Origin of the sequence: Pseudomonas sp. GD03875 (genome assembly GCF_029840585.1) — a bacterium.
GTDB lineage: Bacteria > Pseudomonadota > Gammaproteobacteria > Pseudomonadales > Pseudomonadaceae > Aquipseudomonas > Aquipseudomonas paralcaligenes.
In genome coordinates this window covers 1-21,341 of sequence record NZ_JAOCCV010000013.1, presented here as the reverse complement: position 1 = coordinate 21,341, position 21,341 = coordinate 1, and the positions used below count along the sequence as shown (strand labels likewise).

At 67.9% G+C, this 21,341-nt stretch carries 17 protein-coding genes; 12 read left to right on the top strand and 5 right to left on the bottom strand.

Annotation, left to right across the window (positions count from 1 at the left end; all coding sequences use genetic code 11):
* Position 1: 1 nt before the first annotated feature.
* Together N5D30_RS13345 and fabI are read left to right on the top strand one after the other, a co-directional pair.
* On the top strand, positions 2-1,630 hold the full coding sequence (locus N5D30_RS13345) for an ABC transporter ATP-binding protein (protein WP_279909377.1): 1,629 nt from the start codon (positions 2-4) through the stop codon (positions 1,628-1,630).
* Positions 1,631-1,635: 5 nt separating this feature from the next.
* Entirely contained in the window at positions 1,636-2,430 is a 795-nt protein-coding gene (fabI, locus tag N5D30_RS13340) for an enoyl-ACP reductase FabI (RefSeq protein ID WP_220815737.1), read from the top strand.
* 55 nt (positions 2,431-2,485) lie between these two features.
* Here fabI and gloA read toward each other — a convergent pair whose 3' ends face one another.
* The 3 genes from gloA to N5D30_RS13325 form a co-directional block, all read right to left on the bottom strand.
* Positions 2,486-2,878 (bottom strand): lactoylglutathione lyase, encoded by a 393-nt coding sequence (gene gloA, locus N5D30_RS13335; protein WP_279909376.1) that lies wholly within the window; start codon positions 2,876-2,878, stop codon positions 2,486-2,488.
* Between the two features lie 92 nt (positions 2,879-2,970).
* Positions 2,971-4,188, bottom strand: a complete 1,218-nt coding sequence (locus N5D30_RS13330) for an argininosuccinate synthase (protein ID WP_220815734.1) — start codon at positions 4,186-4,188, stop codon at positions 2,971-2,973.
* A 119-nt stretch (positions 4,189-4,307) separates the two neighbouring features.
* Positions 4,308-5,213 (bottom strand): OmpA family protein, encoded by a 906-nt coding sequence (locus tag N5D30_RS13325; RefSeq protein WP_279909478.1) that lies wholly within the window; start codon positions 5,211-5,213, stop codon positions 4,308-4,310.
* A 178-nt stretch (positions 5,214-5,391) separates the two neighbouring features.
* Here N5D30_RS13325 and pyrC point away from each other — a divergent pair, with 178 nt between their 5' ends.
* The 3 genes from pyrC to N5D30_RS13310 all read left to right on the top strand — a co-directional run bounded on the left by pyrC (position 5,392) and on the right by N5D30_RS13310 (position 7,497).
* Positions 5,392-6,438: a dihydroorotase gene (gene pyrC, locus N5D30_RS13320; RefSeq protein ID WP_279909375.1), complete on the top strand. Its 1,047-nt coding sequence runs from the start codon at positions 5,392-5,394 to the stop codon at positions 6,436-6,438.
* Complete coding sequence (gene rnt / locus N5D30_RS13315) at positions 6,435-7,109, top strand: ribonuclease T (protein ID WP_279909374.1); 675 nt, start codon at positions 6,435-6,437, stop codon at positions 7,107-7,109. The genes pyrC and rnt overlap by 4 nt, the downstream gene beginning before the upstream one ends.
* A gap of 175 nt (positions 7,110-7,284) precedes the next feature.
* A complete protein-coding gene (locus N5D30_RS13310; RefSeq protein WP_220815731.1) occupies positions 7,285-7,497 on the top strand; it encodes a bacterioferritin-associated ferredoxin in 213 nt (70 codons plus the stop codon).
* 67 nt (positions 7,498-7,564) lie between these two features.
* On the opposite strand, the gene miaE is transcribed toward N5D30_RS13310, so the two are convergent.
* Positions 7,565-8,170: a tRNA isopentenyl-2-thiomethyl-A-37 hydroxylase MiaE gene (miaE, locus tag N5D30_RS13305; protein ID WP_279909373.1), complete on the bottom strand. Its 606-nt coding sequence runs from the start codon at positions 8,168-8,170 to the stop codon at positions 7,565-7,567.
* Between the two features lie 165 nt (positions 8,171-8,335).
* On the opposite strand from miaE, the gene N5D30_RS13300 reads away from it, so the two are divergent.
* On the top strand, positions 8,336-9,199 hold the full coding sequence (locus tag N5D30_RS13300) for a universal stress protein (RefSeq protein ID WP_220815729.1): 864 nt from the start codon (positions 8,336-8,338) through the stop codon (positions 9,197-9,199).
* 89 nt (positions 9,200-9,288) lie between these two features.
* Here N5D30_RS13300 and N5D30_RS13295 read toward each other — a convergent pair whose 3' ends face one another.
* Complete coding sequence (locus tag N5D30_RS13295; protein ID WP_279909372.1) at positions 9,289-14,151, bottom strand: NAD-glutamate dehydrogenase; 4,863 nt, start codon at positions 14,149-14,151, stop codon at positions 9,289-9,291.
* Between the two features lie 356 nt (positions 14,152-14,507).
* On the opposite strand from N5D30_RS13295, the gene N5D30_RS13290 reads away from it, so the two are divergent.
* The 6 genes from N5D30_RS13290 to N5D30_RS13265 form a co-directional block, all read left to right on the top strand.
* Positions 14,508-15,467 (top strand): MoxR family ATPase, encoded by a 960-nt coding sequence (locus N5D30_RS13290; RefSeq protein ID WP_220815727.1) that lies wholly within the window; start codon positions 14,508-14,510, stop codon positions 15,465-15,467.
* 60 nt (positions 15,468-15,527) lie between these two features.
* A complete protein-coding gene (locus N5D30_RS13285) occupies positions 15,528-16,469 on the top strand; it encodes a DUF58 domain-containing protein (RefSeq protein WP_279909371.1) in 942 nt (313 codons plus the stop codon).
* On the top strand, positions 16,466-16,960 hold the full coding sequence (locus N5D30_RS13280) for a DUF4381 domain-containing protein (RefSeq protein ID WP_279909370.1): 495 nt from the start codon (positions 16,466-16,468) through the stop codon (positions 16,958-16,960). Before N5D30_RS13285 ends, N5D30_RS13280 begins: the two co-directional genes overlap by 4 nt.
* Positions 16,953-17,972: a VWA domain-containing protein gene (locus tag N5D30_RS13275; RefSeq protein ID WP_279909369.1), complete on the top strand. Its 1,020-nt coding sequence runs from the start codon at positions 16,953-16,955 to the stop codon at positions 17,970-17,972. The genes N5D30_RS13280 and N5D30_RS13275 overlap by 8 nt, the downstream gene beginning before the upstream one ends.
* On the top strand, positions 17,972-19,744 hold the full coding sequence (locus tag N5D30_RS13270; protein WP_279909368.1) for a VWA domain-containing protein: 1,773 nt from the start codon (positions 17,972-17,974) through the stop codon (positions 19,742-19,744). Before N5D30_RS13275 ends, N5D30_RS13270 begins: the two co-directional genes overlap by 1 nt.
* Positions 19,741-21,341: BatD family protein (locus N5D30_RS13265; protein WP_279909367.1), on the top strand; the 1,601-nt coding region annotated here is incomplete at its 3' end. The genes N5D30_RS13270 and N5D30_RS13265, both read left to right, overlap by 4 nt.

Here is a 21,341-nt window from a genome sequence, read left to right as displayed (position 1 = left end):
GATGACCGATCCGAACAACCTCATCGAAGTACGCGACCTGGCCGTCGAGTTTGTATCCGGCGACAAGGCCCAGCGGGTGATCGAAGGCGTCAGCTTCGACATCCGCCGCGGCGAGACCCTGGCCCTGGTCGGCGAGAGCGGCTCCGGCAAGTCGGTCACCGCCCACTCCATCCTGCGCCTGCTGCCCTACCCGCTGGCCCGCCATCCGGCCGGCAGCATCCGCTACGGCGAGCAGGACCTGCTCAAGCTGCCGCCGGAGAAGCTGCGCGGCATCCGCGGCAACCACATCGCCATGGTGTTCCAGGAGCCGATGACCTCGCTCAACCCGCTGCACAGCATCGGCAAGCAGATCGGCGAAATCCTCGCCTGGCACAAGGGCCTGAGCGGCGAGCCGGCGCGCGCGCGGATCATCGAGCTGCTGGAACTGGTCGGCATCCCCGAACCGGCCAAGCGCCTCAAGGCCTACCCCCACGAGCTGTCCGGCGGCCAGCGCCAGCGGGTGATGATCGCCATGGCCCTTGCCAACGAGCCGGAGCTGCTGATCGCCGACGAACCGACCACGGCGCTGGACGTCACCGTGCAGCTGAAGATCCTCGACCTGCTCAAGGACCTGCAGGCGCGCCTGGGCATGTCCATGCTGCTGATCACCCACGATCTCAACCTGGTGCGAAGAATCGCCCACCGCGTATGTGTCATGCAGCGCGGTCGCATCGTCGAACAGGCGTCGTGTGACGAATTGTTCCGCGCTCCGCAGCATCCCTATACCCGGGAACTGCTCGGCGCCGAGCCCAGCGGCGAACCGGCGGCCAACCCCGCCGGCGCGCCGCTGCTGGAAGTGGACGACCTGCGCGTGTGGTTCCCGATCAAGAAGGGCGTGCTGCGACGCACGGTCGACCATGTGAAGGCGGTGGACGGAATCGACTTCGGCCTGCCCCAGGGCCAGACCCTGGGCATCGTCGGCGAGAGCGGTTCCGGCAAGTCCACCCTCGGCATGGCGATCCTGCGGCTGCTCGGCAGCCAAGGCGCCATCCGCTTCCAGGGCCAGGCGCTGGACGGGCTGTCGCAGAAGGCCGTGAGGCCGCTGCGGCGGCAGATGCAAGTGGTCTTCCAGGACCCCTTCGGCAGTCTCAGCCCGCGCATGAGCGTGGGCCAGATCGTCGGCGAGGGCCTGCGCATCCACGGCATGGGCAGCGAAGAGGAGCAGGAACAGGCCGTCATCGACGCGCTCAAGGAGGTGGGACTGGACCCGGATACCCGGCACCGCTACCCCCATGAGTTTTCCGGCGGGCAACGGCAGCGGATCGCCATTGCCCGGGCACTGGTGCTGAAGCCGGCGCTGATCCTGCTGGACGAGCCCACCTCGGCGCTCGACCGCACGGTGCAGCGCCAGGTGGTGGAACTCCTGCGCTCGCTGCAGGCCAAGTACAACCTGACGTACCTGTTCATCAGCCACGACCTGGCGGTGGTCAGGGCCCTGAGCCACCAGCTGATGGTGGTGAAACAGGGCAAGGTGGTTGAACAGGGGCCGGCCGAGCAGGTGTTCGCCACGCCGCAGCACCCCTATACCCGGCAGTTGCTGGAAGCCGCGTTCATGGCTCCGGCGACCGCCGACTCACTGAAAGAGGAATAACGCACATGGGTTTTCTCGCCGGTAAGCGCGTACTGATCGTTGGCGTGGCCAGCAAACTGTCGATCGCCTCGGGCATCGCCGCCGCCATGCACCGCGAGGGCGCCGAGCTCGCCTTCACCTACCAGAACGACAAGCTCAAGGGCCGCGTCGAAGAGTTCGCCGCCGGCTGGGGCTCCAACCCCGAGCTGTGCTTCCCCTGCGATGTTGCCAGCGACGAGGAGATCGCCAAGGTCTTCGAAGCACTGGGCAAGCAATGGGACGGCCTGGACTGCATCGTCCACTCCGTCGGCTTCGCCCCGGGCGACCAGCTGGACGGCGACTTCACCGAAGTCACCACCCGCGAAGGCTTCAAGATCGCCCACGACATCAGCGCCTACAGCCTGGTGGCCCTGGCCAAGGCCGGCCGCGAGCTGATGCAGGGCCGCAACGGCAGCATCCTCACCCTCTCCTACCTGGGCGCCGAGCGCACCATGCCCAACTACAACGTGATGGGTATGGCCAAGGCCAGCCTGGAGGCCGGCGTGCGCTACCTGGCCGGCAGCCTCGGCCCGGAAGGCACCCGCGTCAACGCCATCTCCGCCGGCCCGATCCGTACCCTGGCGGCCAGCGGCATCAAGAGCTTCCGCAAGATGCTCGCCGCCAACGAGAAACAGACCCCGCTGCGCCGCAACGTGACCATCGAGGAAGTCGGCAACGCCGGCGCCTTCCTCTGCTCCGACCTGGCCTCGGGCATCAGCGGCGAAATCCTCTACGTCGACGGCGGCTTCAACACCACCGCCATGGGCGCCATCGAGGAGTGATCTCCGCGCGATGAAAACCGTAGGGTGCGCCATGCGCACCTTGCGGGACTGTGCGTCAGTCGTTGCGCTTGGGCGACAGCAGTTCGATCTTGTAGCCGTCCGGGTCTTCGACGAAGGCCAGGATGCTGGTGCCGTGCTTCATCGGGCCCGGCTCGCGGGTGATCTTGCCGCCACGGGAACGGATGTCCTCGCAAGCCTTGTAGACGTCTTCCACTTCCAGGGCGATGTGGCCGTAGGCGGTGCCCAGTTCGTACTGGTCCACGCCCCAGTTGTAGGTCAGCTCGATCACGCTGTTCTCGGCTTCGTTGCCGTAGCCGACGAAGGCCAGGGTGAACTGGCCGTCCGGGTACTCCTTGCGACGCAGCAGGGTCATGCCCAGTACCTCGGTGTAGAAGGCGATGGAACGGTCCATGTCGCCCACGCGCAGCATGGTATGCAGCAGTCTCATCGGTTTTTCCTCATCGTTGCCCGTGTGCGGGCTTATAAAAACAGAACCCCGGCTCGTGGCCGGGGTTCGTCTGGCTCGGTGCGTTCAGCTTATCAGAACAGCTTGCGGCCCTTGCCGGCGGCGATGCGCATGCGCAGGGCGTTGAGCTTGATGAAGCCCGCCGCGTCCGCCTGGTTGTAGGCGCCGCCATCTTCCTCGAAGGTCGCGATGTTGGCGTCGAACAACGAGTCGTCGGACTTGCGGCCGACCACGATGACGTTGCCCTTGTACAGTTTCAGACGCACCACGCCGTTCACGTCGGCCTGGGAGGCGTCGATCATCTGCTGCAGCATCAGGCGCTCCGGGCTCCACCAGTAGCCGGTGTAGATCAGGCTGGCGTACTTGGGCATCAGCTCGTCTTTCAGGTGGGCCACTTCGCGATCCAGGGTGATCGACTCGATGGCACGGTGGGCCTTGAGCATGATGGTACCGCCGGGGGTCTCGTAGCAGCCGCGGGACTTCATGCCGACGTAGCGGTTCTCGACGATGTCGAGGCGACCGATGCCGTTGGCGCCGCCCAGGCGGTTGAGTTCGGTGAGCACCTGCGCCGGGGTCAGCTCCTTGCCGTCGATGGCGACGATGTCGCCCTTGCGGTAGGTCAGCTCGATGTAGGTCGGGGTGTCCGGGGCGTTCTCCGGGGAGACGCTCCACTTCCACATGTCTTCTTCGTGCTCGGTCCAGGTGTCTTCCAGCACGCCGCCCTCGTAGGAGATGTGCAGCAGGTTGGCATCCATGGAGTACGGCGACTTCTTCTTGCCGTGGCGCTCGATCGGGATGCCGTGCTTCTCGGCGTAGTCCATCAGCTTCTCGCGGGACAGCAGGTCCCACTCGCGCCAGGGCGCGATCACCTTGACGCCCGGCTTCAGCGCGTAGGCGCCCAGCTCGAAGCGCACCTGGTCGTTGCCCTTGCCGGTGGCGCCATGGGAGATGGCGTCGGCGCCGGTCTCGTTGGCGATCTCGATCAGGCGCTTGGCGATCAGCGGACGGGCAATAGAGGTACCCAGCAGGTACTCGCCCTCGTATACGGTGTTGGCGCGGAACATCGGGTACACGAAGTCGCGGACGAATTCTTCGCGCAGGTCATCGATGTAGATTTCCTTGACGCCCATGGCCTGAGCCTTGGCGCGGGCCGGCTCGACCTCCTCGCCCTGGCCGAGGTCGGCGGTGAAGGTCACCACTTCGCAGTTATAGGTGTCTTGCAGCCACTTGAGGATCACCGAGGTGTCCAGGCCACCGGAATAGGCCAGAACTACCTTTTTGACGTCCGCCATGCCAATCAACTCCAGGGGGTTGTACGGAAAACCGGGGATTCTACCGGCCGTGCGGAATGATTTACAGGGGCGCGACAGACACTAGCGACAAAGCGACAGATTTATTTGCCCAGGCGACTTCAGGATGCGGAGGACGGACCCGACGTTTCGGCGGCGGGTGCCGGCTCCGTCGGGGCGGGAGCGGCCGGCGACTGGGCCTCGGGGGCCGGTTCAATAACCGGCTCGCGGGACAGGGTCATGGTGACCCTGCGGTTCTTCGCCCGGTTGGCCGCGCTGTTGTTCTTCACCAGCGGGTAACGCTCGCCGTGGAAGCGGACGATGATCTGCTCGGCCGGGACGCCGTGGGCCCTGAGGTATTCCTCCACCGCCACGGCGCGGCGGCGCGAGGCGTCGCGATTGGTCAGGCGGTTGCCGGAGTTGTCGGCATGGCCGTCGAGCTGGATGCGGTTGACGCTCGGGTCGGCCTTCATGAAATCCAGGATGATGTCGAGCTTGGCCTGGGCCAGTGGCTCCAGGGTGGTACCGCCGGGAAAGCCGAGCTGGGTCTGGCGGATCTGGTCGAAGTTGACCGGCAGCAGGCCGACCGTGCACTTGAGGTAGTCGTTGTAGGCCTGGTTGAACTTGACCGGCAGCAACCGGACTTCCAGGCTGTCGCCGCCCTGCAGGGTGCGGTGGCGCACCAGTGGGCTGCGCCCTTCCATCAATCCGATGAGCAGGCGCCCGGCCTGCTCCTGGCTGCTGTTGAACGGTACCTCGCCGCTGCCGACGCTCAGCGTACCGAGGTTGATGTCCCCCCTGCCCGGCTGCCACGGCGCGGCGGCGGCCAGCAGCGTCGCCGAGCCGGCGCCCATCCAGCGCTCGCGGGCCTTGAGGCGGAACGTCGCCTGTTCGCCGGCGCGGCGGACGAACTCGCCACTGCCGAAATCGGCGATCGGCTGGCTCAGGCGGCATTCGAACTGGTCACCCTCGACCTGCCACTCCACTTTCTCCATGCGCGTCTGGAACGTGATGGCCGCGGCCGGCATGCACCAGGGCAGGCTGGCAAACAGGCTGAGCAGGAGGAGGCTGGGCTGGCGCAAGATCGGCTCCGTGGGGAGATACGGCTTTCATAGCCCGTATCGGCAGCGGCGCCGGAAACTTGATAGGTCGTGGAAGCAGCAAAACTGGTAGCATTCACCCACGTTTTACCTGCCGGGAATCCCCATGTCCGACCGCATTACCCTGCTGCGCCCAGACGACTGGCACATCCATCTGCGCGATGGTGCCGTCCTGCAGCATACCGTCCGCGATGTCGCGCGGACCTTCGCCCGCGCCATCATCATGCCCAACCTTGTGCCGCCGGTGCGCAACGCCGCCGAGGCCGATGCCTATCGCGAGCGCATCCTGGCCGCCCGCCCGGCCGGCAGCCGCTTCGAACCGCTGATGGTGCTCTACCTCACCGACAAGACTTCCGCCGAAGACGTGCGCGCCGCCAAGGCCAGCGGCTTCGTGCACGCCGCCAAGCTCTATCCGGCCGGCGCCACCACCAACTCCGATTCCGGCGTCACCAGCATCGACAACATCTTCCCGGTGCTGGAAGCCATGGCCGAGGTCGGCCTGCCGCTGCTGGTGCACGGCGAAGTGACCCGCGCCGATGTGGACGTGTTCGACCGCGAGAAGCGCTTCATCGATGAGCATCTGGTCCGGGTGGTCGAGCGCTTCCCGACGCTGAAGGTGGTGTTCGAGCACATCACCACCAGCGACGCGGCACAGTTCGTCAAGGCCGCGCCGGCCAACGTCGGCGCCACCATCACCGCCCACCACCTGCTGTACAACCGCAACCACATGCTGGTTGGCGGCATCCGTCCGCACTTCTATTGCCTGCCGATCCTCAAGCGCAACACCCACCAGGAAGCCCTGCTGGACGCCGCCACCAGCGGCAACCCGAAGTTCTTTCTCGGCACCGACTCGGCGCCGCACGCCCAGCACGCCAAGGAAGCCGCCTGCGGCTGCGCCGGCTGCTACACCGCGCACGCCGCCATCGAGCTGTATGCCGAGGCCTTCGAGCAGCGCAGTGCGCTGGACAAGCTGGAAGGCTTCGCCAGCCTGCATGGCCCGGACTTCTACGGCCTGCCGCGCAACACCGACCGCATCACCCTGGTGCGCGAGGAATGGACCGGCCCGAGCGAGCTGCCGCTGGGCGAGAACCGGGTGATTCCGCTACGCGCCGGCGAGAAGCTGCAATGGCGCCTGCTGGAGGACCAAGCGTGAGCGAAGACAATTTCGACGACGAACTCGACGGCAGCCTGCCGTCCGGCCCGCGCCACCCGATGGCTGCTCGCTTCCGCGGCTACCTGCCGGTGGTGGTGGACGTGGAGACCGGCGGCTTCAACGCCGCCACCGACGCGCTGCTGGAGATCGCCGCCACCACCGTCGCCATGGACGAAGGCGGCTTCCTCTACCCGGACCACACCCATTTCTTCCGCATCGAGCCCTTCGAGGGCGCCAACATCGAGCCGGCGGCGCTGGAGTTCACCGGCATCAAGCTCGATCACCCGCTGCGCATGGCGGTGAGCGAGGAGCACGCGCTCACCGAGATATTCCGGGGCCTGCGCAAGTCGATCAAGGCCAATGGCTGCAAGCGCGCCATCCTGGTCGGCCACAACAGCAGCTTCGACCTCGGCTTCCTCAACGCCGCCGTGGCCCGCTGCGATCTCAAGCGCAACCCCTTCCATCCCTTCTCCAGCTTCGACACGGCCACTCTGGCCGGTCTCGCCTATGGCCAGACCGTACTGGCCAAGGCCTGCCAGGCCGCCGGCATCGAGTTCGACGGCAAGGAAGCGCATTCCGCGCGCTACGACACCGAGAAGACCGCCGAGCTGTTCTGCGGCATCGTCAACCGCTGGAAGGAAATGGGCGGCTGGGACGAGTTCGACCACTAGCTCCAGCCTCGCCACCCGCCCATAGAAAACGCCGCAGCCATGCGGCGTTTTTTTGACTGAAACATGCCGACGTTTTCGGAAACACACTCAGACAGGAAGATATTCCGTCACGCTTTGACAAGCATTCTCATTAACATTAGTATCCGTCGCATCGAACCTGTTTCAAGAGCCTGCCATGTACGTTTGCCTCTGCCAGGGCGTCACCGACGGCCAAATCCGCGAAGCCATCTACGAAGGTTGCTGCAGCTACCGTGAAGTCCGCGAGAGCCTCGGCGTGGGCACCCAGTGCGGCAAGTGCGCCTGCTTGGCCAAGCAGGTGGTGCGCGACACGCTGGGCGAGGTACAGAGCAGCACCCTGGCGTACTCGGCCAGCTTCGTCGCCGCCTGAGCACTTTCTCGAATACGAAAAAGCCGGACCTTGAGTCCGGCTTTTTTATGCGCGCCAGCCTGAGCGATCAGGAGTGCGGTACGCCGCTATGGAAGCGGAACTCCTCGTCCGGCGACTCGATCAGCTCGCGCTCGGCCTCGCGCATCCGCTCGACCACCCGCTCCACATCCGCTTCCTCGCCGTACTGGTAGGCCAGCTTCAGGTAGCCCTGGAAGTGCCGCGATTCGGACTTGAGCAGGCCGCCGTAGAACTTGCCCAGTTCCTCGTCCAGATGCGGCACCAGTGCCTCGAAGCGCTCGCAGCTGCGCGCCTCGATGAAGGCGCCGACCACCAGGGTGTCGACCAGCTTCTGCGGTTCGTGGTTGCGCACCAGCGTGCGCAAACCCGAGGCATAGCGCGCGGCCGAGACCGGGCGCGGCTCGATGCGTCGCTTCTTCATGATGCGCAGCACCTGCTCGTGGTGCACCAGTTCCTCGCGGGCCAGGCGCGACATGAAGTTGACCAGATCGAGCGCTTGGTTGTACTTGGCGATCAGCGCCATCGCCGTGGACGCCGCCTTGAACTCGTTGTTCTTGTGGTCGATCAGCAGCGTTTCCTGATCGGCCAGCGCCGCCTGCACCCAGGCATCCGGCGTGGGACAGGCGAGGAATTGATGGATTTCGGGCAGGTTCACGGGCGACGGGTCCAGGGGATCGGTGTTGGCAGGGACGGCGGGGCGGGCCATTATACGGATCGGGGTGCGCGGGACCAGCCGGGCAGTGATACAGGTCAACGCCACCACCACCGCCCACCTCTATAGTGGGCAGCATTCCAAGACTCATTGCACAGGGAAACGCTCATGCAAGCCATACGCAGCATTCTGGTGGTGATGAACCCGCAACATCCGGAGGAGCTGGCGCTCAAGCGCGCCAAGCTGATCGCTGGTGTGACCCAGTCGCATCTCCACCTGCTGGTCTGCGACAAGAAGGGCGATCACGGCGCCTATCTCGCCGAGCATCTGGCGACCCTGCAGCAGGAAGGCTATAGCGTCACCACCCAGCAGGCCTGGCACGAAGGCTATTACCAGACCATCATCGCGGCCCAGCAGGTCGAGGGCTGCGGCCTGGTGATCAAGCAGCACGTGCCCGACAACCCGCTGAAGAAGGCGCTGATCACCCCCGAGGACTGGAAGCTGCTGCGCTACTGCCCGAGCCCGGTGCTGATGGTCAAGACCGACCGCCCCTGGACCGGCGGCATCATCCTCGCCGCGGTGGACGTGGGCAACGGCGACGCCGAGCACCGCACCCTGCACTCCGGCATCATCAGCAATGGCTACGACATCGCCAAGCTGGCCAACGGCACCCTGCACGTGATCAGTGCGCACCCCTCCCCCATGCTGTCCGCCGCCGACCCGACCTTCCAGCTGCGGGAAACCATCGAGGCGCGCTACCGTGCCCAGTGCAAGGCCTTCCAGGAGGAGTACGACATCAGCGACGACCGCCTGCACCTCGAGGAAGGCCCGGCCGACGTGCTGATCCCGCACACCGCCAGCAAGCTCGGCGCGGTGGTGACGATCATCGGCACCGTGGCCCGCACCGGCCTCTCCGGCGCGCTGATCGGCAACACCGCCGAGGTGGTGCTCGACGCGCTGGAAAGCGACGTGCTGGTCGGCAAGCCCGACGACATGATCGCGCACCTGGAAGACCTGGTGGCCCAGCGCTGACGGCCAACCCACCTTCCACCCGGTAGAAAGCCAAATCCGACGCCCGAATCTTCGGGCGTCGGATTTTTCGTTTCCGCGTCAGCCGAGCGTCAGGGGATGCACACGCCCTGCTTGTCGCTCTGCGCCAGGTCCATCAGCTCCCGGTTGGCCACCGCGTACATGGCGTAGTCGGTGCCGGTGGCGGCGCGCAGCTCGGCCAGCATGGCCAGCCAGCGCTGTACCAGAGTCCGGTGCTGTTCCAGCCAGTAGCCGACCCGTTCCTCGATGTCCTTGGGACCGTCGGCCATCTGCAGCACGGCGATGGTGATGGCCCGCTGCTGCCAGTCCAGGTCGTCGCGGAACGCCTCGCGGGCCAGGGCCTGCCAGTTGTTCTCCACCGGCAGGTTGGTGATCTGCTGCAGGTACCAGGACAGCTCCAGCGCCCCGCCCACGGCGAAGTAGGCGGTGGCTACCTCGCTGGCGTCCTGGCCGGTGACGTCGGCAGCCTCGATGATCGGCAGCAGGGTATAGAGGTGGGTGGTGCCGGCCACCACGCGGGCCAGCTCCTCCGGCGCGCCAGCCTCGACGAAGCCCTGGTAGCGCGCCAGCCACTGCTCGCGGGCCGGCCCCTCGAGCAGCTCGTCCAGGCGCCCGGCCAGTTCGGCCACGCGCGGCGCGAAGTGGCCGACATCGCGGGCGGCGTCCAGGTCCTCGCGGCGGCTGCGCAGGAACCAGCGGGTGGCGCGGCGGCCCAGGCGCATCAGCTCGTCCATCAGCGACAGCTGCAGCTCGGCCGGCACCTTGTAGTCCAGCGCCTCGATCTGCTGCCACCAGTGCGGCAGGCGGAACACGTCACGGACGATGACGTAGGCGCCGGCGACGTTGGCCGCGCTCATGCCGGTGGACTCCTTCAGGCGCTGCACGAAGGTGATGCCCATGTGGTTGACCAGATCGTTGGCGATCTGCGTGCTGACGATCTCGCGCTTGAGGCGGTGGCGGCGCATGGCCTCGCCGAACTTCTGGGTCAGGCGCGCCGGGAAGGCGGTCTCCATCTCGCGGGCCAGGTAGTCGTCGTCCGGCACCAGGGACTTGAGCAGCGCCTCCTTGAGGTCGATCTTGCTGTAGGAGATCAGCACCGACAGCTCCGGCCGGGTCAGGCCGCGACCGTTGGCGGCGCGCTCGTTGAGTTCGTCGTCGGAGGGCAGGAATTCCAGCGCCCGGTCCAGCTTGCCAGCCGCCTCCAGCGCCGCCATCAGGCGCTTGTACTCGGCCAGCCGCTCGCGGGCGCGGCGCTCGGCCAGGGACAGGGCCTGGGTCTGCTTGTAGTTGTTACCGAGCACCAGCTTGCCGACGTCGTCGGTCATGTCGGCCAGCAGCTTGTTGCGCTGCTTGCCAGTCATGTCGCCGGCGGCGACGATCTCGCCGAGCAGGATCTTGATGTTGACCTCGTGGTCGGAGCAGTCCACGCCGCCGGCGTTGTCGATGAAGTCGGTGTTGCTGGCACCGCCGTTGAGGCCGTATTCGACGCGGCCGAGCTGGGTCATGCCCAGGTTGCCGCCCTCGCCCACCACCTTGGCGCGCAGTTCGTTGCCGTTGACCCGCAGGCCATCGTTGGCCTTGTCGCCGACGTCGGCGTGGGTCTCCCTGCTCGACTTCACGTAGGTGCCGATGCCGCCGTTCCAGATCAGGTCCACCGGCGCCTTGAGCAGCGCGTTGATCAGCTCGGTGGGCGCCAACTTGTCGGCGGCGATGTCGAAGCGCTCCTTCATCTGCGGGGAGATGGCGATGCTCTTGGCGCTGCGCAGGAAGATGCCGCCGCCCTCGGAGATCAATTTGGCGTCGTAGTCGGCCCAGGACGAGCGCGGCAGGGCGAACAGGCGCTGGCGCTCGACGAAGCTCCGAGCCGCATCCGGGTTGGGGTCGACGAAGATGTGCATATGGTTGAAGGCGGCGACCATCTGCAGTTTGTCCGACAGCAGCAGGCCGTTGCCGAACACGTCGCCGGCCATGTCGCCGATGCCGATCACCGTGGTCAGGTCCCGCTGCACGTCGACGCCGCGCTCGCGGAAGTGGCGCTGCACCGAGACCCAGCCGCCCTTGGCGGTGATGCCCATGCCCTTGTGGTCGTAGCCCGCCGAACCGCCCGAGGCGAAGGCGTCGCCGAGCCAGAAGCCGTAGTCCTGGGCGATGCCGTTGGCGATGTCGGAGAAGGTCGCGGTGCCCTTGTCCGCCGCGACCACCAGGTAGGGGTCGTCCGGGTCGTGGCGCACCACGGCTTCCGGCGGCACTACCTTGCCTTCCCTGAGGTTGTCGGTCACGTCCAGCAGGCCGCTGATGAAGATGCGGTAGCAGGCGATGCCCTCGGCCTGGATATCGTCGCGCGAACCACCGACCGGCAGGCGCCGGGGGATGAAGCCGCCCTTGGCGCCCATGGGCACGATCACCGCGTTCTTCACCTGCTGCGCCTTGACCAGGCCGAGCACCTCGGTACGGAAGTCCTCCTCGCGGTCGGACCAGCGCAGGCCGCCGCGCGCCACGTCGCCGAAGCGCAGGTGCACGCCCTCGACCCGAGGGCTGTAGACGAATATCTCGAACTTGGGCACCGGCCGCGGGATTTCCGGGATCAGTCGCGGGCTGAGCTTGAAGCTGAAGTAGTGCTTGGGCTGGCCGTCGGCGCCCGGCTGGTAGAAGTTGGTGCGCAGGGTGGCCTTGATCAGGTCCAGGTAGCGCCGCAGGATGCGGTCCTCGTTGAGCACGGCGACGTTGTCCAGCGCGGCGAGGATGGCCTGCTCCAGCTTCTGCTGCTTGTCTTCCAGGTCCTCGGCGGACAGCTTGCGCGCCAGGTAGAAGCGGGTCTTGAACAGGCGCACCAGTTCCTTGGCGATGTCGGCGTGGTTGACCAGGGTCGCCGCGATGTAGCCGAGGTCGAAGCCCAGGCGGATCTGCTTGAGGTAGCGGGCGTAGGCGCGCAGCAACGCCACGTCGCGCCAGGGAATCGAGGCGGTCAGCACCAGGCGGTTGAAGCCGTCGTTCTCCGCCAAGCCCTCTACGATCCGCACGAAGGCTTCCTGCAGGGTCTCGTTGAGCTCCTGGATGTCGACGTTCACGCCACCGGCGGTGGTGAAGGCGAAGTCGTGAATCCAGAACTCGCGGCCGTCTGCGCGGCGCAACCGGTAGGGGAACTCGCCCAGCACGCGCAGGCCGAGGTTCTCCAGGATCGGCAGCACGTCGGACAGCGGCAGCGGCGTGTCGGCGTGGTACAGCTTGCAGTGCAGCTCCTGGTCGCTCTGGGTCAGCGGCTGGTAGAAGCTCATCACCAGCGGGCGCTTGTCGGACAGGCTGAGCAGGTGCTGCATGTCCACCACCGCCGAGTGCGGGGCAAAGCGCTCGGTGTAGCCGGCCGGGAAGCCTTTCGGGAAGTCGGCCAGCACGCTGGTGCCCTGGGCCTCGCCGAAGCTCTCAACGACCAGGCTGGCATAGTCGTCCTTCCAGGAACGGCAGGCCTGGATGACCTCCTTCTCCAGGCGCACCGGGTCGATCTGCACGCGGTTCTTCGGGTCCACCTTGAGGATGAACTGCACCCGCGCCAGCACGGACTCGGAGAAATAGGTCCAGAACTCGCAGTCGCTGGCCTGCAGGCGGTCCATGAGGATCTGCTGGATCTTCAGGCGCGTCTCGGTGGAGTACACGTCGCGCGGCACGTAGGCCAGGCAGTAGGCGAAGCGGCCGTAGGGGTCGCGGCGCAGGAACAGGCGCAGCTTGTTGCGCTCCTGGATTTGCACGATGGCGATGGCGGTGTTGAACAGCTCGTCCACCGGGGTCTGGAACAGATCGTCGCGCGGCAGCACCTCCAGCACCTGCTCCAGTTCCTTGCCCAGGTGGGCCTGGCGGTCGAAGCCGGAGCGTTCGGCGATCTCGTCCACCTTGCGGCGGATGTAGGGAATGCGGCTGACGCTCTGGGAGTAGACCGAGGAGGTGTAGAGGCCCATGAAGCGGCACTCCTTGATCACCTTGCCCTTGGCGTCCAGCTCGCGGATGGAAACGAAATCCGGGTAGGCCGGCCGGTGCACGCGGCTCGGCGTGGCAGCCTTGGCGAAGGACAGCAGCACCGGTTGGCGCAGGTAGTCGACCGCTTCCTCCTCGATGTGCGCGTCCTCCTTGGTCAGGCCCGGGCGCAGGCGCTTGGACAGGCCCAGCAGGGACGCCGGGTCGTACACCAGATGCCCGCCCTCCTGCTCCTCGACCACGGTGAACTCCTCGTAGCCGAGGAAAGTGAAATGGTTGTCCAGCAGCCAGCCGAGGAAGGTCTTCACCTCAGCCAGCTCGGCGCCGTCGACCTTGAGTTTGGCTTTGTCCAACCAGGCCAGCAGCTGCTCGGCCCTAGCCTTCATCGGGCCGAAGTCGGCCACCGCCAGGCGCACTTCCTCAAGTACCTCCTGAATCGCCTTCTCCAGCGCGCGCAACTCGTTGGCGCTGGCGCAACGGTCGATCTCCAGGTACATCAGCGCTTCGTGCTGCACGTCCTTGCCGGCGCTGCCCTTGGCCAGGATTTCCTGCAGCTCGCCGCTCTTCTTGCGCTTCACGCTGAACACGCTGTTCTGCAGGGTGTGGATGCTGTAGCCGCGGCGGTTCAGCTCCATGCGCACCGAGTCGACCAGGAACGGCAGGTCCGCATGCAGCACCTCCACCGCTGTGTGGGTCGATTGCCAACCGTGCTTCTCGTAGTCCGGGTTGTATACCCGCACCACCGGCTTGGCGGGGTCGAAGCGCTCCAGCAGGCGCCAGGACGACAGGGTGCTGCCGGCCAGGTCGCCGAGGCGACGCTGGGTCAGCTCGTCGAGGGAGACGATGCCGAAGAACTGCTCGGCGAACAGGGCCACTTGTGGCAGCGCCTTGTCGCTGACGTGCTGCGCCAGGGCCGCTTGCAGTTGGTGCTGGAAGTCGGCTTTGCTGGCCGCGGTGAAGAACGCCATGGTAATGCTCCACTGGACTTGTTGTTGGTTGTGCGCGCACCGGCGCCGGGGTTCCAAGCAGTCTAGGCGAAAGACTGGACTCGACAGGCGCATGGCGACCACGAGGTCACGCATAGCCTAGCGACAGCCCCACCGCGCTGGATTGCGGCGGCGCGACATATTCGTTCATCGCCTCGCAGGTGGCGCGGACCGGAACAGATGCCATCCCGGGGCCGAGGCAGAGGGTCCGCGCCGAACCGGAACTGTTCGGCAGAGCGCGCCCGGAAACATGCAAGCCCCCGCTCCGATGCAGTAGAGTTAGCACCCCGTTGGGGTGAGTTCGGCTACCCGTCAGTCCCTTTTCAGGAAGATTCTCGATGGAACATCGTGAGGCGCTTGTCGCGCTGCGGCAATTTCTCGCCACCCAGATCCTCGGCCAGGACAAGCTCGTCGAGCGCCTGCTGATCGCCCTGCTCGCCGACGGCCACCTGCTGGTGGAAGGCGCTCCCGGCCTGGCCAAGACCAAGGCCATCAAGGAACTGGCCGAGGGCGTCGAGGCCGAGTTCCATCGCATCCAGTTCACCCCGGACCTGCTGCCGGCCGATATCACCGGCACCGAGATCTACCGCCCGGAAACCGGCAGCTTCGTGTTCCAGCAGGGGCCGATCTTCCACAACCTGGTGCTCGCCGACGAGATCAACCGCGCCCCGGCCAAGGTGCAGTCGGCACTGCTCGAGGCCATGGCCGAGCGCCAGGTCAGCGTGGGCCGCAGCACCTACGATCTGTCGCCGCTGTTCCTGGTTATGGCGACCCAGAACCCCATCGAGCAGGAAGGCACCTATCCCCTGCCCGAGGCCCAGCTCGACCGCTTCCTGATGCACGTGAAGATCGGCTTCCCGGACGCCGGCGTGGAGCGCAAGATCCTCGCCCAGGCGCGCGGCGAGGCGCTGCACGGCGAGGCCAAGCCGGAGCACCGTGTCAGCCAGCAGGCGATCTTCGCCGCCCGCCAGGAAATCCTCGGCCTGTACATGGCCGACGCGGTGGAGGAATACCTGGTCCAGCTGGTGATGGCCACCCGTACCCCGGCCAAGCATGACGCCGAGCTGGCCGAGTGGATCGCCTACGGCGCCAGCCCACGCGGCACCATCGCCCTGGACCGCTGCGCCCGTGCCCATGCCTGGCTGGCCGGCCGCGACTTCGTCAGCCCCGAGGACATCCAGGCCATGCTGTTCGACGTACTGCGCCACCGCATCATCCTGTCGTTCGAGGCGGAGGCCGCCGGCATCGATCAGGATCGCGTGGTGCAGCGTGTACTCGACGTGGTGGCGGTGGCCTGAATGCAGCCGCGAGCCGCACGCGCCCCGCTCCCGGACTTCATCCGGGCCGCCCGCTAGACCATGCACATCCAGCCGACCCCACCGGGCATCCGCGTCAGCCTCGCCGAGCTGATCGAGATGCGCCATCGCGTGCGCGAGGTGCAGCTGTTCTCCACCCCGGCCCGGCGCAGCCCGCTGATCGGCCTGCACCACTCCAAGCTGCGCGGGCGCGGCGTGGACTTCGACCAGGTGCGCGTCTACCAGGCCGGCGACGACGTGCGCACCATCGACTGGCGCGTCACCGCGCGCACCCAGGAGCCGCACACCAAGCTGTTCCACGAGGAGCGCGAGCGGCCGATCTTCATCATGGTCGAGCAGAGCCGGCGACTGTTCTTCGGCTCCGCGCTGCAATTCAAGTCGGTGCTCGCCGCCCAGGCCGCCAGCCTGTTCGGCTGGGCGGCGCTGGCCCACAACGACCGCATCGGCGGGCTGGTGTTCGGCGACGCCGAGCATCACGAGATCAAGCCGCGGCGCAGCAAACAGAGCCTGCTGCAACTGCTCAACCGCCTGACCCGCGCCAACCAGGCCCTGCACCCGGAGGCCACCGGCGAGCGCGACAGCTTCGGCCTCGCCCTGCGCCGCGCCCGGGAAGTGCTGCGCCCGGGCAGCCTGGTGATCATCCTGTGCGACGAACGCGCCCTGAACGACGCCGCCGAGCAGCAGCTCGGCCTGCTGGCGCGGCACACCGACCTGGTGCTGCTGCCGGTGTCCGACCCGCTCGACCACGAACTGCCCAACGCCGGCCTGCTGCGCTTCGTCGAGCGCGGCGCCCTGCTCGAACTGGACACCCGTGGCGACGACCTGCGCCAGGCCTACGCCGGCCAGGCGGAACAGCGCCAGGCACGCTGGCAAAGGCTGGCGCAGAAGCTCGCCGTGCCCCTGCTGCCCCTGAGCACCACCCGGGACCCGGTGGACCAGCTACGCGAACACCTTACCGGCCACCAGGCGGGCAAGCGCGCATGAACCCGCTCGACCAGCTGCTGCCGACCATCGCCCCGCCGCCGGTGTCCTGGTGGCCGCTGGCGCCCGGCTGGTGGGCGCTGATGGTGCTGCTGCCGCTGCTGCTCTGGGGCCTGTGGTACCTGCGCCGCTACCTGCCGCGACGCCAGCGGACGCTGCCACAGGAACAGCCGCTCGACCCGCTGCGCCAGGCCGCCCTGGCCGAGCTGGCCAGGCTGCCCCGCCCCTACGACGGCCAGCACGCGGGCCCCTGGCTGCAGCAGCTCAATGCCCTGCTCAAGCGCCTGGCCCGCGCCCATTACCCGGCGGACAACAGCCACGTGCTGAGCGGCCGCGCCTGGCTGGCCTTCCTCGACAGCCGCTGCCCGGCCGCCGGCCTGACCCGCTGGATGGTGCTGGTGGAAGGCACCTACCGCGGCCATTGCAGCCTCGACGACAAGGCCATCAACGGCCTCAACCAGGCCGTCGACACCTGGATCCGCAAGCATGTTTGAGTTCGCCTGGCCCTGGATCTTCCTGCTCGCGCCACTGCCGTGGCTGCTGCGCGCCCTGCTGCCGCCGGCGGACAGCGGCGAGGCCGCGCTCAGGGTCAGCTTCCTCGGCGAGCTGGAAGGGCTCAGCGGCCGCCGTGCCCGCGCCAACCTGCCGGCCTGGCGTCAGCAGGCGCCGTTCGTGCTGCTGTGGCTGCTGCTGGTCACCGCCGCCGCCCGCCCTGAGTGGGTGGGCGAGCCGCTGCCGCTGCCGGCGAGCGGCCGCGACCTGCTGCTGGCGGTGGATGTCTCCGGCTCCATGGAGCACGCGGACATGCAGTGGGACGGGGAGGAAATCTCCCGCCTGACCCTGGTGAAGAAGCTGTTCGGCGACTTCATCGAGGACCGCCGCGGCGACCGCATCGGCCTGATCCTGTTCGGCAGCCGCGCCTACCTGCAGTCGCCGCTGACCTTCGACCGGCGCACCGTGCGTACCTGGCTGGACGAGGCGCTGGTCAACATCGCCGGGCCACAGACCGCCCTCGGCGACGCCATCGGCCTGGCCGTCAAGCGCCTGCGCCAGCGCCCGGCCGACAGCCGCGTGCTGGTGCTGATCACCGATGGCGCCAACAACGGCGGCGAGATCGAACCCCGCACCGCCGCCCGCCTGGCCGCCGAGCAGCGGGTCAAGATCTACACCATCGGCATCGGCGCGGACCCGCGCCAGAGCGGGGTGATCGGCATGCTCGGGCTGAACCCGGGCGTCGACCTGGACGAAGCGACCCTGATCGACATCGCCGAGCAGACCGGCGGCACCTACTTCCGCGCCCGCACCAGCGAAGAACTGCGGGACATCGAGGCCGCCCTGGACAAGCTGGAGCCCGCCGCCCAGCTGCCCACCCGCGCCCGCCCGGCCCTGGCCCTGTACGCCTGGCCGCTGGGCGTGGCGCTGCTGATCAGCCTGCTACTGGTGGTCCGCGACCTGTGGCCGCACCACTGGCAGAAGCTGGCCTCGCGCTTCGGCAGGGCCGCCTGATGGACATGCTCTGGCCGCACTGGCTGCGCCCGTTCTGGCTGCTGCTCCTGCCGCTGCTCGGCTGGCTGCTCTGGCAGCTGTGGCACCGCGAGCGGCGCAGCGGACGCTGGCAACTGCTGCTGCCGCCCGTGTTCCAGGCCGTGCTGCTGTCCGGCGGCCGCACGCGCAGCAACCGCCTGCCGTGGATCGCCCTCGGCCTGGCCTGGCTGCTGGGCCTGCTGGCCCTGCTCGGCCCCAGCTGGCAGCGGGTGGAACAGGCCAGCCAGAAACGCGCCGACCCGCTGGTGGTGCTGCTCGAACTGACCCCCGCGATGCTCGCCGAAGACACCCCGCCGAGCCGGCTGGAACAGGCCCGGCGCAAACTGCTCGACCTGCTCCGGGCGCGCGACGACGCGCAGACCGCGATCATCGTCTACGCCGGCAGCGCCCATACCCTGGTGCCGCTGTCCGACGACCTGGCCACCGCACGCAACCTGCTGGAGGCGGTCAAGCCGTCGATCATGCCCGAGCCGGGACGACGCGCCGACCTGGCCGTGGACAAGGCCGTGGACCTGCTGGAACAGGGCGCCCAGGGTCGCGGCCGGCTGCTGCTGATCGGCAGCGAACTGAGCCCGGAGGAGCGTGACGGCATCCGCCAGGCGCTCGGCAGCCGTGGCGAGCGCCTGGCCATCCTCGGCATCGGCACCGCCGAAGGCGCGCCGATTCGTGGCGCCGACGGCAGCTTCCTCAAGGGTCCCGACGGCGCCATCCTGGTGCCACGGATGAACGGCGCCAGCCTGCGCCGCTTCGCCGATAACCTGGGCGGCCAGTACCGCAAGCTGCGACTGGACGACGAAGACCTGGCCAGCCTCGGCCTGCTCGAAGGCCCGCAGACCCTGCGCGAGGGCGCCGAACCGACGCTGCTGCAGGCCTGGGCCGACCAGGGCCACTGGTTCCTCCTGCCGCTGCTGCTGATCGCCGCCTGCGCCGGCCGCCGCGGCTGGCTGTTCTGCCTGCCGTTGCTGCTGTGCGTGCTGCCGCAGCCGGGCTACGCGCTGGGCTGGGACGACCTCTGGCTGCGCCCGGACCAGCAGGGCCAGCGTCTGCTGCAGGCGCAGCAGCCCAAGGCGGCGGCGGAACGCTTCGCGGACCGCCAGTGGCAGGGCGAGGCCCTGTACCAGGCCGGCGACTACGCCGGCGCGGCCGAGCGCTTCGCCCAGTCCGACAGCGCCATTGCCCACTACAACCGGGGCAACGCCCTGGCCAAGGGCAACGAACTGGAAGCGGCGCTGGACGCCTACGACCAGGCGCTGGAGCGCCAGCCGGACCTGCAGCAGGCGCAACAGAACCGGGCGCTGGTGGAACAGCTGCTGCGCCAGCAGAAGGAACAGCAGCAATCCCAGCCGCAGGACCAGGGCGAACAGTCGCAGGAACCCCAGGAGCAACAGGGCGGCCAGCCAAAGCCCGCCGAAGACAAGGCGCCGTCCGACCGGCAACAGGGCTCCACCGCCGACCCGCAGCAACAGCCTTCGGAGCAATCCCAGCCACAGGACGCCGATGCCGGGCAATCCCGGGAACAGTCGGAACAGAACGGCCAGCAAGCGGCGGAAGGCCAGCAGGACACGAACCAGGAGCCGTCCGAGGATGGCCAGGCCGCCAGCGCCCAGCCGCTGGATGGCGAGCAGCGCGACGCGCTGGAACAATGGCTGCGGCAGATTCCGGACGACCCGGGCGAACTGCTGCGGCGCAAATTCCTCTACGAACAACAGCAGCGCCAGGAACAGTCCCGATGAAACGCCTGCTTTGCACCCTCCTCCTCTGCCTGCTGGGCCTGAACCAGGCCTGGGCCGCCGGGTTTTCCGCCACGGTCGACCGGGCGCGCCTGAACGAAGGAGAGACCGTCGACCTGATCCTGGAGTCGGAGGACGCCACCCAGTTCGGCATGCCCGACCTGACGCCCCTCAAGCAGCTGTTCGAGGTGGTCAGCACCCGCCAAGAGAACCGCCTCTCCACCCTGGCCGGCAAGACCCGCTCCAGCACCCGCTGGATCGTCACCCTGCTGCCCCAGCAGACCGGCTACGTGGTGGTGCCACCGCTCAAGCTGGGCGACGCCGAGAGCCAGCCGATCACCCTGCAGGTGGTCGAGGACGACACCGGCGGCAACGGCAAGCTGGCACCCATCTTCATCGACACCAGCCTGGACCAGGAAAGCGTCTACGTGCAGGCCCAGGTGATCCTGACCCTGCGCATCTACCACTCGGTCTCGCTGTACGACGACAGCAGCCTGACCCCGCTGAAGATCGCCGACGCCCGCGTCGAGCAGCTGGGCGAACCGCGCACCTTCGAGACCGACGTCAACGGCGTGCGCCACGGGGTGATCGAGCTGCGCTACGCGATCTTCCCCCAGCAGAGCGGCGAGCTGACCATCCCCTCCCAGGTGTTCAGCGCCACACCCGCCGTCCGCGACCGCGACTACAACCCCTTCGGCCCGCGCCCGGGGCGGCTGACCCGGGTCAAGTCGCCGCAGATTCCGATCACGGTGAAACCGCGCCCGGCCTCCTGGCCCGCCGATGCGCCCTGGCTGCCGGCCCGCTCGCTCAACCTCACCGAGGCCTGGAATCCCGCGCCGGACAAACCCAGCGTGGGCGACTCGCTGACCCGCAGCATCATGCTGCGCGCCGAAGGCCTCTCCAGCGCCCAGCTGCCGCCGCTGCCGGCGCCGGACAGCCCCGGCCTGCGCCGCTATCCGGACCAGCCGCAACTGCGCAACGAGACCAGCGCCAACGGCCTGATCGGCAGCCGTGAGGAAAGCGCCGCCCTGGTGCCCGGCCAGGGCGGCAGCATCACCCTGCCGGAAGTGCGCCTGCTGTGGTGGAACACCGAGAAAGACAGCCTGGAAACCGCCAGCCTGCCTGCCCGCACCCTGGAAGTGGCGAGCAACCCCAGCCTGGAGGTGGAAGCCCCGGTGGGCGGCCAGCCCGCGCTCAACGGCGAACCGGCCGCGCCGCTGTGGCCCTGGCAGCTGGCCTGCCTGCTGCTCGCCCTGACCACCGCGCTGGGCTTCGGCCTGTGGTGGCACGCGCGCCGGCAGCCGGCCATCCTGCCGACCGCCCAGACCGGGCCGAGCCCGCGCACCCTGCTCGATGACCTCAGGCGCGCCTGCCAGGCCAACGATCCCCAGGCCACCCGCCAGGCCCTGGACGCCTGGGCCCGCCAGCAGCCGGAAACCCTCGCCGACATGGCCGCCCGCTTCGAGCCGCTGTCCGAGGCGCTGGACGGCCTCAACGGCGCGCTGTACAGCGAGACCGGCCACCAGTGGCAGGGCGAGAACCTGTGGAAGGCCATCCGCCGCCTGCCGCCCCACGAAGCCAACGCCAGCCCCCAGGAAAC

What these genes read in the sequence shown, in the direction of transcription:
- N5D30_RS13310 (WP_220815731.1), top strand. Translation starts at nt 7,285, where the DNA reads ATGTACGTTTGCCTCTGCCAGGGCGTCACCGACGGCCAAATCCGCGAA.
- N5D30_RS13270 (WP_279909368.1), top strand. Translation starts at nt 17,972, where the DNA reads ATGGACATGCTCTGGCCGCACTGGCTGCGCCCGTTCTGGCTGCTGCTC.
- N5D30_RS13280 (WP_279909370.1), top strand. Translation starts at nt 16,466, where the DNA reads ATGAACCCGCTCGACCAGCTGCTGCCGACCATCGCCCCGCCGCCGGTG.
- fabI (WP_220815737.1), top strand. Translation starts at nt 1,636, where the DNA reads ATGGGTTTTCTCGCCGGTAAGCGCGTACTGATCGTTGGCGTGGCCAGC.
- N5D30_RS13300 (WP_220815729.1), top strand. Translation starts at nt 8,336, where the DNA reads ATGCAAGCCATACGCAGCATTCTGGTGGTGATGAACCCGCAACATCCG.
- N5D30_RS13345 (WP_279909377.1), top strand. Translation starts at nt 2, where the DNA reads ATGACCGATCCGAACAACCTCATCGAAGTACGCGACCTGGCCGTCGAG.
- N5D30_RS13285 (WP_279909371.1), top strand. Translation starts at nt 15,528, where the DNA reads ATGCACATCCAGCCGACCCCACCGGGCATCCGCGTCAGCCTCGCCGAG.
- N5D30_RS13325 (WP_279909478.1), bottom strand. Translation starts at nt 5,213, where the DNA reads ATGCCGGCCGCGGCCATCACGTTCCAGACGCGCATGGAGAAAGTGGAG.
- pyrC (WP_279909375.1), top strand. Translation starts at nt 5,392, where the DNA reads ATGTCCGACCGCATTACCCTGCTGCGCCCAGACGACTGGCACATCCAT.
- gloA (WP_279909376.1), bottom strand. Translation starts at nt 2,878, where the DNA reads ATGAGACTGCTGCATACCATGCTGCGCGTGGGCGACATGGACCGTTCC.
- N5D30_RS13330 (WP_220815734.1), bottom strand. Translation starts at nt 4,188, where the DNA reads ATGGCGGACGTCAAAAAGGTAGTTCTGGCCTATTCCGGTGGCCTGGAC.
- N5D30_RS13295 (WP_279909372.1), bottom strand. Translation starts at nt 14,151, where the DNA reads ATGGCGTTCTTCACCGCGGCCAGCAAAGCCGACTTCCAGCACCAACTG.
- N5D30_RS13290 (WP_220815727.1), top strand. Translation starts at nt 14,508, where the DNA reads ATGGAACATCGTGAGGCGCTTGTCGCGCTGCGGCAATTTCTCGCCACC.
- N5D30_RS13275 (WP_279909369.1), top strand. Translation starts at nt 16,953, where the DNA reads ATGTTTGAGTTCGCCTGGCCCTGGATCTTCCTGCTCGCGCCACTGCCG.